The organism is Flavobacterium sp. LC2016-13 (assembly GCF_009707955.1).
Classification (GTDB): domain Bacteria; phylum Bacteroidota; class Bacteroidia; order Flavobacteriales; family Flavobacteriaceae; genus Flavobacterium.
This window is the reverse complement of sequence record NZ_WMDQ01000002.1, coordinates 709046-722597: the sequence shown is the minus strand read 5'-3', so window position 1 is coordinate 722597 and position 13552 is coordinate 709046. Positions and strand designations below refer to the sequence as shown.

Sequence of the window (13552 nt, the reverse complement as noted above, 5' to 3'; positions counted from 1 at the left end):
AGTTTATGCTTTTTTAATTATTTCATAAAACCAAAACCAATATTCCAGCGTAAATGAGCTTATAACTTAAAATATTAATTATGAAAACTAGAAAATTTTTAGCCGTTGCAATCTTAACATTAGGATTTGGATTTACATCATTTGCGCAAAAAACTGTAATGGTTGGTGGAGCAGCAATGTACCCAAATAAAAATATTGTCGAAAATGCCGTTAATTCAAAAGATCATACTACACTTGTTGCTGCTGTAAAAGCTGCAGGATTAGTAGAAACATTACAAAGTAAAGGACCATTCACCGTTTTTGCCCCAACAAATGCTGCGTTCGATAAATTACCAGCAGGAACAGTTGAAACATTATTGAAACCAGAAAACATCAAAACATTACAAACTGTTTTAACATACCACGTTGTTGCCGGAAAACTAAATGCATCTGATATTGCTAAAGCAATAAAAGCAGGTAAAGGAAAAGCAACTTTTAAAACTGTTAGTGGTGGAACTTTAACTGCCTGGATGGATGGAAAAGATTTATACATAAGCGACGAAAGCGGAAGCAAAGCTAAAGTAACGATTGCAGATGTAAACCAATCAAATGGTGTAATTCATGTTGTTGATACAGTATTATTGCCAAAAATGTAATTGAGCATAATTCCACGATCAAAGAAAAAAGTCCTGTAGATTTATTTACAGGACTTTTTTATGAATTCTCATTTTTCACAATGTAGAATACAGATAATAAATTAAATGAAAGTGCAAAAACCAGTGCTCCATTATCATCAGTATGATCCATTGTACTTTTTAAGTAAAATATGTCATACATTAACATCAGCGCTATTAGCACATATGTAATCTGTTCTTCAATTAAAAATTTGTTTTTTGTAAAAGAATAAAAAATTGCACTGCCAAATAAAACAATGATTAGATTGAATATTATAAAAAATGATACTTTTAATGTGTCAACAATAAATATACCATCAGAAATATATAAAAAAGGTATCCAGGTTAAAGAAGAAATTAGATATATTCCGCCAATAATTTTAAACAACTCAAAAAAACCTTTCTTCATATTTAATTTATTTTTTTGCCGTCAAAGTACTTCCTGCCGAAGCAACAACCACACAAACAACAGCTAAAATCTCATAAAAGCTTAGATTTTCCTGCAAGAATATAAAAGCACAAATAGAAGCTGCAGCTGGTTCGAGACTCATTAAAATACTAAATGTACGAGGAGGAAGTTGTCCTAAAGCTTTCATTTCTAATGTAAATGGAATCGCACTTGACAAAAGAGCCAAAGCAACACCCATTCCCAAAAGTTTTGGAGTAAGATTTGCAAGTCCGTTTTCGTAAAAACCGAAAGGCAGAATTAAAATAGCGGCAAAAAGCATTCCTGTAGAAACGGCCTGACCGCTGTTCATTATTTTAGAAATTTTTCCACCCAAAACAATATACGCAGCCCAAAGCGCACCGGCAATGAGAGCAAACAATACACCTAAAGGATCTATTCTTCCATTTGACCACGGAGCAATCAAAACGATTCCTGCTGCGGCAAGCAAGACCCAACAATAATCGATTAAGCGTCTTGAACCTATAATGGCAACCAATAATGGTCCGATGAATTCTAAAGTAACGGCTAACCCAATTGGAATTCTTTCGATAGCAAAATAGAAAACCAAATTCATTGCGCCTAATGACAAACCATACGGAACTACAATTTTCCATTGTTCACGTGTAATTTCTTTTAAATTAGGTCTATATGCAATTAATAAAATTAAAGCCGAAACTCCAATTCGGATTGACGCTGTTCCTGCCGCTCCAATTGCAGGAAATAATGTTTTAGCAATTGCAGCACCACATTGTACACTAATAATAGCTAAAAGTACTGCCGGAACAGGTGGGAGGTTAAATTCTTTATTTTTCATCGAAATTTTTAGAGCGGTAAAGTTATAGATTTTGAGCTATTATGCTTTTCGGCATCTAAGGAGATTTAATCAACGGAATAGTGCTGAGGAAATTTCTTTAGAATATATTTTTTTAGTTCTGGGTTAAACCTTGGATCAACACCAAAAATATTGTTAGAAGGTAATCCAAATTTTATTTTAAAATCTTTTTTAGGATATGTATAAACTCGATCGCATCCAAAAGATGAAAAATTATTCCAAAACCAAAATCCATAAATTAACTTATTATTTAAAACCATAACTACCGGAATGCCTGAAAGTGCAATTTTTAATTTTGAAATTTTGTTTTTTCCAGTTTTGGATAATGTAATTTTCTGCTTTTTCCAGTCAAAATAATCTATATCATTTTCCTCAAGTATTGGCTTATCGGAAAAAACTAATTTTTTTTCATCAAAACAATAACAGCATTTTGGTTCTGTGTTTTGATATTTTTGCAAAAAATAAATTTCAATACCGGATTTTTGTGAATGGCCAGAAAATCCAAATGAGACTAAAACAATAAAACATATTAATTTCCTCATATTAGGATAAGAATTAATTTTATTCTTTAATTATTCCAAAGCACGTTTTGTAACGTATGCGCGATAGCCAATAATAGCCATTTGCCATTTTTTTGCTTTTGCGATATCTAAACCTTGTTTGGTAAAACTAGGTAAAAGAACTTTATTTAATTTGGCTAAAATTTTATACATGGTTGGTTAATTTTTATCAAAGATATAAAAAAAGACTTTGCGTTTTGGCAAAGTCTTTTTGAGTCATAAATTTAAGATTATTTACTTAATTTCATGTCAATTTTTTTCAGCATCTCTTTAGCATTATTGTTGTCAGGCGCTAATTCTAGTGATTTTTTGTAATTCAATCTTGAAATTTCAAACTGATTATTATAAAAATAACTTTCGGCCAGACTATCAAAAGCGTTTCCTGATTGTGGATTTTCTTTGGTATTTAATTCAAAAACTTTGATAGCATCATTTACCCTTTTAGAACTCATTAGAGCATAACCAGTAGTATTTAATCGATCTTCAAAATTCCAATTCGGATGTTTCTTTTTAATAGCAACATAATTTTCTTCTGCTTTTTTGATATCCAATTTTAAAAAATCAAAAGTTATTTTTTCATCCGTAATTGCATATTCGTCAAACAAGGTTTTATCTACAATTCCGGCCACGTGATTTACAACCTGATCTTGTACACCAGAATATTTATGTCCATTTGATAAAAAGATAACAGTTAAATTGTTTTTGGTAAATTTTCTGAAAGCAGTTTCATTTCCACCGCTAAATCCATAACTCAGAATATTATTTACAGGATAAATTCCCCAGCCATATCCAAAATCATATTTAGTTTTAAATTCAAAAGGCTTCCACATGGCATTCTTTGTTTCGCTTTTTAAATAAGTATTATTATCCAGATTTTGATTCCATCGAATAAATTCGTGAAGCGAAATATTTATTCCGTTTGACGAATGAGAATCAATCCCACTATCAAAAAAACTTTTTTGATATGAATTTGTTTCTCTGTTAAAATTGTATCTAACAGCAGTATTAGAAAAGATTTCTGCAAAGTTAGAAGAAAGATACAGACCCGATTTTACATCTGAAAATTGGTCTTGCAATATGTATTGATCAAACGTTAAACCGGATATTTTTTCTATAATTTTTGCTAAAAACAAATAGTTAGTCTGATTATAGCGATATTCATTTCCGGTAACAAAATCCATAGGTTTTGTTGCTAATAAATCGATTCTCTCTTTATAAGATAATGTAATTGGTATGTCATTAAACTTTATAATATCTGGTAAACCAGAAGAATGCGTTAATAAATTTTCGACTTTTATTGCCTGCCATTCCTTTGGTAAATTTTCTAAATATTTAGAAATTGGATCTTCTAAAGCTAATTTTCCGTTTTCTATAAGCTGAAAAACACCAACATTTGTAATTAGTTTTGATGTTGAGAAAATTTTAAAGATCGTATTTTTATCTACTGCTTTATTTTCTTCCAAAGAAGCCTTTCCGTAATATTTTTCATAGATAATTTTGCCATCTTTAATAACCGCTAAAGCCGCGCCGGGTATTTCATTTATTGCTATAACGTCTTGAATATAAGTATCTATTTTTTGTTCAGTTTCTTTACTTTCTTTTGTTTGACCGGAACATATCGTAATAGTCAGCAACAAGAATGTGATAATAAAAGTTTCTCTCATTTTTAAGGTTGTAAAAGGTTGTTTTTTTAGTGAGGAATATTTCTTTAAGCTTTTAATTGTTTAATCGATTTTCAAAATCAAATTTTGATCTCCACCAATTTCACTGTTTGAAGCATTTTTGGGAGCTTCCATCCAGCCTGTTTTATTAATTACGAATTTAAACATGTAGATTTTATTTTTTTCAAATTGACTTTTCGGAACAGAAAGTTCAAATGTATTTTTATCTTTTCTAACCATCTGATAATTTTTATCTCTTGGATTCCAATTATCAAATGATCCGGCAATTGAAACACTTTTTACTAAATCTGCGTTCAATGATTTATCATGCTGATAAGTAAAAACAACATTATCATTTACAATTTTATATCCGTAGATTTCCTTTTTAGAATCGTCTTTAGATAATAAAGCGCCGGATAAACTTATAATAGCATTTCCTAATGCATTTGCTGTTTTTTCATTACTTATATTAACGATTATAGAAATTCCTAAATCGCGTTCCGGATAAACCAGAAACATATTTTGCGTACCAAAAGCACCACCATGTTTCCAGCAATTTCTGCCATTTTCATCAACTTGTATTCCGTCCCAAAAATAACCGTTAAAATCGCTGTCGCTGTTGTTGATATTTCTCTGAGATTCCAGAACAAGTTTATTTTTAGTATCTAATTCAAAAGCAAGGAATTTAGTCAAATCACCTAAAGTTGATTTTAAATAACCGGCGGCTCCCCAAAGATTATCAGATATGGTTGGCATTAATTTCGTTCCGTTATATCCATTTGCAATAACAGTATTTTTGCTCACATTTAATGCTGTAGATTTCATGTTCAGCTTAGAAAGAATATTTTCTTTAAGCAACGTTTCATAACTTTTATGATACACATTTTCTAAAATATGAGCCGCAAGTTGAACGCTGCCGTTGCTATATTTAAACTTTGTTCCTGGTAAAGTATCTAATTTCATTGCTTTTAAATCTTCAAAGAATTTTTCTCTGGTATAAGATTCATCAAGCTTTTTAAAACCAATATAACTGCTGTCATTTTGAGTTTTTCTCAACTCGCTCGTATCCGGTAAATCTTTGCTGAAACCTGATTTAAAAGAAACTAAATCCTTAATCCGAATAGGTTTTCCCTGATATTCTAAATTTGGATAAGAACCCGTTATGAATTTTCTAATATCATCATCTAAATTTATTTTATGTTCTAAAACAGCTTGAGCCATTAATAACCCGGTAAATAATTTCGTGATCGAAGCAACTTCAAAAACAGTATTGTTATTGGCCTGATTGCTTTTTCCTTTGTCTATTTCACCATAATGTTTGGTATAGGTTTTACCATCTTTTACGATACCAATAGAAACTGAATTGGATTTGGAATTTTCTAATAAAACAGCGGCATTTTTATCCATCAATGCTAAAATTTCTTTTTCAGAAAATGTCGCCATCTTTTGTTGTGAGAAACAAGAAAAACTTATTCCCATTAATATTATTATAATTGATTTTTTCATATCTAAAAATATTAGGAATTGTTATTTATTTTTTGAAATCGTATTCAAACTTATATTGTCTTTTAATTTTAAAGACTTTCAAATTAGATGTTTGTTTCACTTTTTAGTAAAAAATATCTGAATTTTATTTAAAATAAGGCAATAAAAAACCAGTGAGTTATTCACTGGTTTTGTTCTTACAAAAGAAAGATCCTAAAAGCATTTTTTATTTACTTCTTTCACTTCTTTTATATAACGCTCTATTTTGTGTTTCGTTTCTTTATCTTCTAATTTTTGGCCAAAACATAAATTTAAAACGAACAATAATGCTGCAATAAAAAATGTCTCTTTCATTCTAAAAAAAATTAAGATCGTTTATTTTCTTTCTGAAGTTTCTTCATCGCTTTTTCATGTTCCTTCATATTCTTTTCATACTCTTTCATGCCTTTCTCATACTGTTTCATACTTTTCTTGTACAAATCACTATCTACGCCGTATTTTTGTTCCATGTAGTCATTGAATTTCTCCATATCAGCATCGTATTTTTCCATGGCTAGATCGTACTTCTCCATATCCTTTTCAAAAATAGCTTCACGTTTAGACATGACTTCTTCTACTTGTTTTTCGTAAGTAGATAAATCCGGTTCAAAAGATTCCATTTTTTTCTCAAATTCCTCCAGTTCTTTTTCAAACTGTTTCATAGCTACCTTATCATTTACATTTTTAGGCGCTTTAGGAGCTTTTGGCATTTTAGACATGTCTATATTCGGGGCTGGAGGCATTGGTCCATCAGGAAAAGTTGGCATTGTCGGAGGAGAAGGTGGAGAAGGCGGAGATGGAGGATCAATCGCATCTACATTATTATTGTTGTTGTTATTATTATTGTCGTTGTGAATTTCTCTAACTTCAACAATACGATTTTCAATAACCATTGGTTTATCAATTCCTCCATCTGTAATAACGTTGATTTTTTTAACACCGTCATTATGGGTTGTAATAACAATACCGCAACTTTTAATGGCATTATTTCCTTCAATTTGAATAGTTTGTGCTTTTCCTGTCCCTTTTTCGATATCAACCTTAATAGCAGTCAATTCATTAGCAGCATTTCTTTTTACATCAGATATTTCACAATTAAGATTATGATTTTGTTTTAGCTTTTCGGCAATTGTTTTTAATTCCTGATCTGTTGTTGTTTTTCTGATTTTATAAACATCAATATCTTGCTTTTTCTCTACCTGAACTTCTTTTTCGATTTTTTCTTCGATTTCTTTTTTCTCTTGTGCAATTACTTTAATTTGAAATAATAGTACAAAGGCTACCAGTGCCGGAATTACGGCATAATACTTCCAGTAATTCCATTTTTTTGATTGATTTTTGTTTAACATGACAATTCGTTTTTTGATTAATGATTGATAAAAATGATTGGTGATTGCAACACAGCTTTCATGTGTTGTTATTTTTAAAAGCGTGTATTGATACGCTTTTTTGTCAGATATTTTTTTGGCAGCTTCGCTATCGGCAATAAATTCAAGGTTTTGAAGAATGGCTTTTTTGTACAGCCAAATAATTGGGTTGAACCAAAACAATACACAAAAAACTCTCGAAATTAGCACATCAATAGTATGATTTTGATCGCTATGCACTTTTTCATGTTCCAAAATATTTTCTAATTCTGCCTCAGTATACATTGATGAGTTGTACACGATATAATCAAAATAAGAAAATGGAGCAATATTTTCGTTGATATCGACAAATTTAAAATCAGCTTGTTGCTGTACTTTTTTACCTTTTAAAACTGAATTTAAACTATAAAAATCTAAAGCAAATTTGATCATAAAAGCAGAAAATCCTATCGCATAAATAGCAAGTGAAACTAAATTCCAATTAACTTCAAAAGATTCTTCTTGAATTGTTTGTGGAATATAAGCATGAGAATAATTCAGAGTTGGCAGTGGAGTAGGATCGACCCAAACAATCTTGGTGTAAACCAAAAAAGGCAATGCTACAGAAGTCACCAAACCAATTAACAGGAACCATCTATTACTATTGAAAAATGTTTCTTTGCGTAATAAAAAATAATAAGCAAAGTAAAACAAGACTAAAAGTCCACTTGATTTTGCGATAAAAATGAAAAGTGCTTCCATAAATAAATAATTATTTTGCTTCTATTTTTCTTCTTTTGGATTTTCGATCATAGCCAGAATTTCGCGTAATTCATCTGCCGAAATTTTTTCTTCTTTAGCAAAAAATGAAACCATATTTTTATACGAACTATTAAAATAGTTGTCTATGGCCGTTTTCATATACTTTTTGCTGTAGGCTTCTAAAGTAATAATTGGAAAATATTGATGCGTATTCCCAAAAGCATTATGTCCCACAAAACCCTTTTCCTCAAGATTACGAACAATAGTCGATAGGGTATTGTAATGCGGTTGATCTTCAGTTATCTCAGCCTGAACTTCTTTTACAAATGCTTTTTTAAGCCTCCATAAAATGTGCATGATTTCCTCTTCTTTGTTGGTTAACTTTTGCATGTTTTCTAATTTTAATTCAAAACTACAACTATTTTTTTAGTTACACAACTATAAATATAGTTATTTAACTAAAAAACAAGTTCAATTTGAGTTTAGAGTATAAAAAAACCATTCAAATTTAAATGTAATAAATTGAATATTAATGATTTATGTGCAATAAAATTTTTAAGATATTTTTTCGTCCAGCAATGCTTTTTTAATCCAAAAGCAACAAAGCGTTGCAATAACTCCAGCACAAGCCATAAAAAACCAATTGATTTGATATCCTAAACGAGATATAATTTCGAAACCAACTTTTGAACTTATTATATGTGCCAAACTAAAACTCATTGTATAAAGTGCCATATAACGACCTTCCTGACCACGTGGCGCACGACTTAGAGCAAAAGCATTTGAAAAAGGAAAGGTCAAAATTTCTCCAATAGAAATACAAATCATGCTAATTACTAATATTCCGGCCCAGACATTAATCAATAATAGAAAGAAACTCAACGCCATTATAAATGACCCAAGAATAATAATTCGAATTTTAGGAAATGCTTTTCTTTCCATAAAACCAACAGTTGGCATTTCTAGAGCAAAAATTAAAAGTCCGTTTAAAGTCATTAATAACCCGGTTTGGAATTCGCTTAAACCAAATTTCTCGTTATGATATAATGGTAAAGTGGTAAACAACTGGAAAAAAATCATCGCGGTTATAAAACTCACAAATAAGAAAACCCAAAAAATGCGGTCATGAAAAACTGATTTTATTTCTGCCGGAATTTCCATTTTATCACCATGAACTGCTTTCTTCTTTTCTTTAACTAATAAAGCAAAAATTGAAATTGAAATAATACAGGAAGCACCATCAACCCAAAAAAGCCCTTGATATCCAATTCCCATAATAATTAAACCTCCCAAAGCAGGACCGGCAGCAAAACCTAAATTTACCGCTAAACGAACTAAAGTTAAGGCACGAGTTCTATTTTCTGGTTTTGCATAAGCGCCCAATGAAACAAACATTGCAGGTCTAAACATATCTGCAATAACCATTAACACAAACATTGCAAAACATAATGCCCAGAAAGTAGTAATATATTGTATGAAAAAAAGTGAAACACCACTCGTAAACAAACTAAAAATCATGATTTTATAAAATCCGATTTTATCAGATAATTTTCCACCCAACCATGAACCTAACATAGAACCTAATCCAAAAGAAACCATGATCCAACCCACTTGATTATAAGTAAATTGTAGATCTTCTTTTAAATATTTTGATAAAAAAGGAAGCACCATTGTTCCTGCACGATTGATAAAAGTAACAAGCGTAAGTATCCAAATTTCTCTTGAAAATCCCCTAAAATTATTGATGTATTGGTTAAAAGCAGTTTTGAGCATTATAAATGAAGTTATTTGCCACAAAGTTAGGAAACTTTGTCGGGTATAGCGGTTGGTGCTTTGTTACTTTTAAACTATTTTTGCTCAAAATTTCAAAGATGAAAAATAGTATTGCTTTTTTAGTGTTGCTGGTTTTTAATTTTTGCTTTAGCCAAAGTAAATTTAATAAAACTGATACAGAAAAATTTCAGAAAACAATAAATTCAGAATATGCTGATGCTAAGACGAGTCCGTTGATGGAAGAAGATTTAAAGGCTTTTAAAGCCTTGGATTTTTACCCGATTGATGGAAAATATTTTGTGAATGCAAAGTTCGTAAAAGCAAAGAATGAAAAAGTTTTTGAAATGAAAACTACCGGAACAAGAACTCCAAAATATATAAAATACGGAACTTTATATTTTACTTTAAACAATGTTGCATTGCAATTGAATGTTTACAGAAATATTGAACTTTCTAAAACGAAAGAATATAAAGATCATTTGTTTTTACCTTTTTCAGATTTAACTTCAGGAAAAGAAAGTTATATAGGTGGAAGATATATTGATCTAAAAATTCCGAAAGGAAGTACTATTGCAGTAGATTTTAATCAGGCTTACAATCCTTATTGTGCTTATAATCACAAATATTCATGTCCGCTTGTTCCTTTGGAAAATGATTTGAATGTTGAGATTAAAGCCGGAGTGAAAACATTTCATTAATGGAATTTTTTAATTTTCATACACATCATTTTACAAACCAACCTGATATTTTAGAGTTGGTGAATCAATATCCGCATGAATTTGATGCTTCAATTCCGTCTTATTCAATTGGAATTCATCCCTGGTATATTGTAGAAAACAGAATTGATGCTGATTTGAAAATTATTGAAGAGAAATTGCAAACCCAAAATTGTCTGGCAATTGGTGAATGTGGTTTAGATAAGCGAATCGAAATTCCGTTAGAATTACAAATTTCAGTTTTCGAAAAGCAATTAGTTTTAGCCGAAAAATATAAAAAACCTGTAGTAATACATTGTGTTGCAGCTTTTCAGGAAGTTATAGCAATTAAAAAGAAATTGAAAATTTCAGTTCCGATGATTATGCACGGTTTTTCTAAAAACAATCAAATTGCAGAACAACTTATTAAAGAAGGATTTTATATTTCGTTTGGGAAATATTTACTTAGAAATCCGGATTTGAAAACTGTTTTTCAGAACATTCCAAATGATCGTTTTTTTCTGGAAACCGACACAATTGAAGAAAATATTAAACAGGTTTATGATTTAGCTTCAGAATATAAAGAATTAACAATTAAGAAATTACAAGATATTATTTCAAGTAATTTTAGAGATGTGTTTAGTGAAGAGTGAACTTGAAACTTGAAACAAAAAAAATAAAAACAAACAAAAGAATATATATGGCAGAGTGGACAGAAAGAGCCGAGCTTTTATTTACAAAAGAAGGATTAGAAAACTTGCGTAATGCAAATGTTTTAGTAGTAGGCTTAGGCGGAGTAGGATCTTTTGCAGCTGAATTTTTAGCAAGGGCAGGAGTAGGAAACATGACAATTGTTGATGGTGATGTTGTTGATATTACGAATATTAACAGACAATTACCTGCTTTGCATTCGACAGTTGGACAGCCAAAAATTAAGATTGTTGGAGATCGTTTGATGGATATTAATCCGGAATTGAAATTGACTCGTGTGGAGGAATTTTTATCTCCGGAACGCGCTTTTGAGATTGTTTCGCCTGAATTTGATTATGTTCTGGATTGTATTGATAGTATTACTCCAAAACTAAATTTAATTATTGCCGCAAAACGCAAAAGAGTTAAAATTATAAGCAGTATGGGTGCTGGCGGAAAAATGCTGGCTTCGAAAGTAAAAGTGAGTGATATTTCTAAAACAATTAATTGTTATTTCTCTAAAACTATACGTAAGCGTTTAAAAGAAGTAAAAATCAATAAATTGAAAGTAGTTTTTTCATCTGAAATTCAAGACGAAAAGAGTTTGAAACTAACAGACGGAAAAAATTTTAAAAAATCTTTTTACGGAACCAACAGTTATATGCCAGGTTTATTTGGACTTCATGCCGCAGAAACTGTAATTAGATATTTGCTTGCTAAAAAAAGAGACTAAGATACTAAGGTTCTAAGTTGCTAAGATTTTAGCTAAAAAACTTAGCAACTTAGTATTTCATAATCCTGGCACTTTAGAAGAAATTTAAAAGCATTATAAAAGAAAAAGACGCACTGCTGTGCGCCTCTACAGAAAACCTTTGCACCTTTGTGACTTAGAACCTTAGCACCTTAAAAAAAATGATAAAAACAGTAATTTTTGATATGGACGGCGTAATTGTCGATACAGAACCCGTTCACCGTTATGCGTATTACAAACAATTTTCAGAATTAAATATTGAAGTAACCGAAGAAATGTATACTTCGTTTACGGGATTTTCTACGCGAAATACTTTTCAGACTTTAAAAGGTTTTTTTCCAACAATTGAGCATGAAGTTGAAGATTTGATTCAAAGAAAAAGAAACATTTTTAATGATGCTTTTGATACTAAGGAAGACTTGTATTTATTAGAAGGAGTTGAAGATTTGATTAAAGATTTGTATGCTAATGGAATTCAGCTGATTTTGGCTTCTTCTGCATCAAAAGTAACGATTGAGCGTGTTTTTACAAGATTCAATTTACATCAATATTTTACGTATGTTGTAAGTGGTGAAGATTTTCCGCAATCAAAACCAAATCCGGCTATTTTCCTGCATGCAGCTTCATTATCAATTGCTCCAAAAGAAAATTGTATTGTGATCGAAGACAGTACAAATGGAGTGAGGGCTGCAAAAGCAGCAGGAATTTTTTGTGTTGGCTATAATAGTCATCATTCTAAATTGCAGGATCTATCTGAAGCCGACTTAATAATAAACGAGTTTAGTGAACTAAATGCACAAAAAATATCACAGTTAGGAGCTTGAATTATATAAAATTTAACATTCGTTCGCTAATTGAATTTGTAAATTTGAACAAAACAAAATAAACTTAAAAAATGAAGAAATTATTTATTGCATTGGCCATTATTTTGGCTCCTTTTGCTATAGAGGCGCAAATAAAAACACCACAAGCGAGTCCAAAAGGTTATATAAAACAAACTGTTGGTTTAACGGATGTTGAAGTTACTTATTCAAGACCGGGAGCGAGAGGCAGAGCGGTTTTTGGAAACTTGGTTCCGTTTGGTAAATTATGGAGAACAGGAGCTAATGAAAACACGATCATTAATTTTAGTGATGATGTTGTTATTGATGGTAAAACATTAAAAAAAGGGAAATATGCAATTTATACAATTCCTAAAATCGAAAGCTGGGAAGTAATTTTTTATCTTTCAACTGATAACTGGGGATTGCCTGAAAACTGGAACGATGCTTATGTTGCTTTAAGAACTACAGTTAAAGAAGATGCTTTACCAAATCCGGTTGAAACTTTTACAATTGGAATTAATGGTTTAGATCCTAATTTTGGTTATTTAGAAATGGCTTGGGAAAATTCTCATGTTGCTTTGAAATTTGAAGTTCCTACTGCTAAAAATGCAACTGCAAGTATTGAAAAAACTTTGGGCGGACCAACTTCTAATGATTATTATGCTGCGTCTCAATATTTGTTTCAATCAAACGGAAATATTACAACTGCTAAAGTTTATATAGACAAAGCACTAGATATGAGCACTGATAAGCCTTATTTTATGTCGAGATTAAAATCATTAATTCAGGCAAAACAAGGTGATAAAAAAGGAGCAATCGAAACGGCAAAAGTTTCATTAGCTGCTGCTGAAGCTGCAAACAATCAGGATTACGTAAAAATGAATAAAGATAGTATTGCTGAGTGGAGTAGATAATACTTTAAAATTGCAATATTTTTGAAAAACCAAATTCTAAAGTTTAGCTTTAGAATTTGGTTTTTTTTATGCTTTACAGGAAAAATAAACGTATCGAAATAACACAACAACTAAACCTG

Annotated in this window: 16 protein-coding genes; 6 read left to right on the top strand and 10 right to left on the bottom strand. The window is 30.7% G+C overall.

Going from position 1 to position 13552, the window contains the following annotated elements:
* Window positions 1–80: 80 nt before the first annotated feature.
* A complete protein-coding gene (locus GKZ86_RS07130) occupies window positions 81–635 on the top strand; it encodes a fasciclin domain-containing protein (RefSeq protein ID WP_154782407.1) in 555 nt (184 codons plus the stop codon).
* Window positions 636–693: 58 nt separating this feature from the next.
* On the opposite strand, the gene GKZ86_RS07125 is transcribed toward GKZ86_RS07130, so the two are convergent.
* The 10 genes from GKZ86_RS07125 to GKZ86_RS07080 all read right to left on the bottom strand — a co-directional run bounded on the left by GKZ86_RS07125 (window position 694) and on the right by GKZ86_RS07080 (window position 9559).
* Window positions 694–1062 (bottom strand): hypothetical protein, encoded by a 369-nt coding sequence (locus GKZ86_RS07125; RefSeq protein ID WP_154782406.1) that lies wholly within the window; start codon window positions 1060–1062, stop codon window positions 694–696.
* Between the two features lie 7 nt (window positions 1063–1069).
* The gene (locus GKZ86_RS07120) at window positions 1070–1915 is read right to left on the bottom strand and encodes a DMT family transporter (protein ID WP_154782405.1); all 846 of its coding nucleotides are present in this window, start codon (window positions 1913–1915) and stop codon (window positions 1070–1072) included.
* Window positions 1916–1980: 65 nt separating this feature from the next.
* A complete protein-coding gene (locus GKZ86_RS07115) occupies window positions 1981–2475 on the bottom strand; it encodes a hypothetical protein (protein ID WP_154782404.1) in 495 nt (164 codons plus the stop codon).
* Window positions 2476–2505: 30 nt separating this feature from the next.
* A complete protein-coding gene (locus GKZ86_RS07110; protein WP_059115245.1) occupies window positions 2506–2646 on the bottom strand; it encodes a hypothetical protein in 141 nt (46 codons plus the stop codon).
* Between the two features lie 77 nt (window positions 2647–2723).
* Entirely contained in the window at window positions 2724–4157 is a 1434-nt protein-coding gene (locus tag GKZ86_RS07105) for a serine hydrolase domain-containing protein (RefSeq protein WP_154782403.1), read from the bottom strand.
* A 60-nt stretch (window positions 4158–4217) separates the two neighbouring features.
* Window positions 4218–5660 carry a serine hydrolase gene (locus GKZ86_RS07100; RefSeq protein ID WP_154782402.1) on the bottom strand — a complete coding sequence of 481 codons (1443 nt, stop codon included), beginning with the start codon at window positions 5658–5660 and terminating at the stop codon, window positions 4218–4220.
* Between the two features lie 192 nt (window positions 5661–5852).
* Window positions 5853–5993, bottom strand: a complete 141-nt coding sequence (locus GKZ86_RS07095; RefSeq protein WP_154782401.1) for a hypothetical protein — start codon at window positions 5991–5993, stop codon at window positions 5853–5855.
* An 11-nt stretch (window positions 5994–6004) separates the two neighbouring features.
* On the bottom strand, window positions 6005–7786 hold the full coding sequence (locus GKZ86_RS07090) for a M56 family metallopeptidase (protein WP_154782400.1): 1782 nt from the start codon (window positions 7784–7786) through the stop codon (window positions 6005–6007).
* A 21-nt stretch (window positions 7787–7807) separates the two neighbouring features.
* Window positions 7808–8176 carry a BlaI/MecI/CopY family transcriptional regulator gene (locus GKZ86_RS07085; RefSeq protein WP_154782399.1) on the bottom strand — a complete coding sequence of 123 codons (369 nt, stop codon included), beginning with the start codon at window positions 8174–8176 and terminating at the stop codon, window positions 7808–7810.
* Between the two features lie 165 nt (window positions 8177–8341).
* Window positions 8342–9559 (bottom strand): MFS transporter, encoded by a 1218-nt coding sequence (locus GKZ86_RS07080; RefSeq protein WP_154782398.1) that lies wholly within the window; start codon window positions 9557–9559, stop codon window positions 8342–8344.
* A 98-nt stretch (window positions 9560–9657) separates the two neighbouring features.
* Here GKZ86_RS07080 and GKZ86_RS07075 point away from each other — a divergent pair, with 98 nt between their 5' ends.
* The 5 genes from GKZ86_RS07075 to GKZ86_RS07055 all read left to right on the top strand — a co-directional run bounded on the left by GKZ86_RS07075 (window position 9658) and on the right by GKZ86_RS07055 (window position 13433).
* Window positions 9658–10257 carry a DUF1684 domain-containing protein gene (locus tag GKZ86_RS07075; protein ID WP_154782397.1) on the top strand — a complete coding sequence of 200 codons (600 nt, stop codon included), beginning with the start codon at window positions 9658–9660 and terminating at the stop codon, window positions 10255–10257.
* Window positions 10257–10907, top strand: coding sequence for a TatD family hydrolase (locus GKZ86_RS07070; protein ID WP_154782396.1), 651 nt, complete (start codon window positions 10257–10259; stop codon window positions 10905–10907). The genes GKZ86_RS07075 and GKZ86_RS07070 overlap by 1 nt, the downstream gene beginning before the upstream one ends.
* Window positions 10908–10954: 47 nt before the next feature.
* Window positions 10955–11677 (top strand): ThiF family adenylyltransferase, encoded by a 723-nt coding sequence (locus GKZ86_RS07065; RefSeq protein ID WP_154782395.1) that lies wholly within the window; start codon window positions 10955–10957, stop codon window positions 11675–11677.
* 179 nt (window positions 11678–11856) lie between these two features.
* On the top strand, window positions 11857–12519 hold the full coding sequence (locus GKZ86_RS07060; protein WP_154782394.1) for an HAD family phosphatase: 663 nt from the start codon (window positions 11857–11859) through the stop codon (window positions 12517–12519).
* A gap of 71 nt (window positions 12520–12590) precedes the next feature.
* Window positions 12591–13433, top strand: a complete 843-nt coding sequence (locus GKZ86_RS07055) for a DUF2911 domain-containing protein (protein ID WP_154782393.1) — start codon at window positions 12591–12593, stop codon at window positions 13431–13433.
* The last annotated feature ends 119 nt before the right edge of the window (window positions 13434–13552 follow it).

Bases quoted from the DNA above. Each gene is read 5' to 3' on its own strand.
- GKZ86_RS07085 (WP_154782399.1), bottom strand. From the start codon at position 8,176: ATGCAAAAGTTAACCAACAAAGAAGAGGAAATCATGCACATTTTATGG.
- GKZ86_RS07100 (WP_154782402.1), bottom strand. From the start codon at position 5,660: ATGAAAAAATCAATTATAATAATATTAATGGGAATAAGTTTTTCTTGT.
- GKZ86_RS07055 (WP_154782393.1), top strand. From the start codon at position 12,591: ATGAAGAAATTATTTATTGCATTGGCCATTATTTTGGCTCCTTTTGCT.
- GKZ86_RS07115 (WP_154782404.1), bottom strand. From the start codon at position 2,475: ATGAGGAAATTAATATGTTTTATTGTTTTAGTCTCATTTGGATTTTCT.
- GKZ86_RS07125 (WP_154782406.1), bottom strand. From the start codon at position 1,062: ATGAAGAAAGGTTTTTTTGAGTTGTTTAAAATTATTGGCGGAATATAT.
- GKZ86_RS07065 (WP_154782395.1), top strand. From the start codon at position 10,955: ATGGCAGAGTGGACAGAAAGAGCCGAGCTTTTATTTACAAAAGAAGGA.
- GKZ86_RS07120 (WP_154782405.1), bottom strand. From the start codon at position 1,915: ATGAAAAATAAAGAATTTAACCTCCCACCTGTTCCGGCAGTACTTTTA.
- GKZ86_RS07090 (WP_154782400.1), bottom strand. From the start codon at position 7,786: ATGGAAGCACTTTTCATTTTTATCGCAAAATCAAGTGGACTTTTAGTC.
- GKZ86_RS07075 (WP_154782397.1), top strand. From the start codon at position 9,658: ATGAAAAATAGTATTGCTTTTTTAGTGTTGCTGGTTTTTAATTTTTGC.
- GKZ86_RS07095 (WP_154782401.1), bottom strand. From the start codon at position 5,993: ATGAAAGAGACATTTTTTATTGCAGCATTATTGTTCGTTTTAAATTTA.
- GKZ86_RS07130 (WP_154782407.1), top strand. From the start codon at position 81: ATGAAAACTAGAAAATTTTTAGCCGTTGCAATCTTAACATTAGGATTT.
- GKZ86_RS07060 (WP_154782394.1), top strand. From the start codon at position 11,857: ATGATAAAAACAGTAATTTTTGATATGGACGGCGTAATTGTCGATACA.
- GKZ86_RS07080 (WP_154782398.1), bottom strand. From the start codon at position 9,559: ATGCTCAAAACTGCTTTTAACCAATACATCAATAATTTTAGGGGATTT.
- GKZ86_RS07105 (WP_154782403.1), bottom strand. From the start codon at position 4,157: ATGAGAGAAACTTTTATTATCACATTCTTGTTGCTGACTATTACGATA.
- GKZ86_RS07110 (WP_059115245.1), bottom strand. From the start codon at position 2,646: ATGTATAAAATTTTAGCCAAATTAAATAAAGTTCTTTTACCTAGTTTT.
- GKZ86_RS07070 (WP_154782396.1), top strand. From the start codon at position 10,257: ATGGAATTTTTTAATTTTCATACACATCATTTTACAAACCAACCTGAT.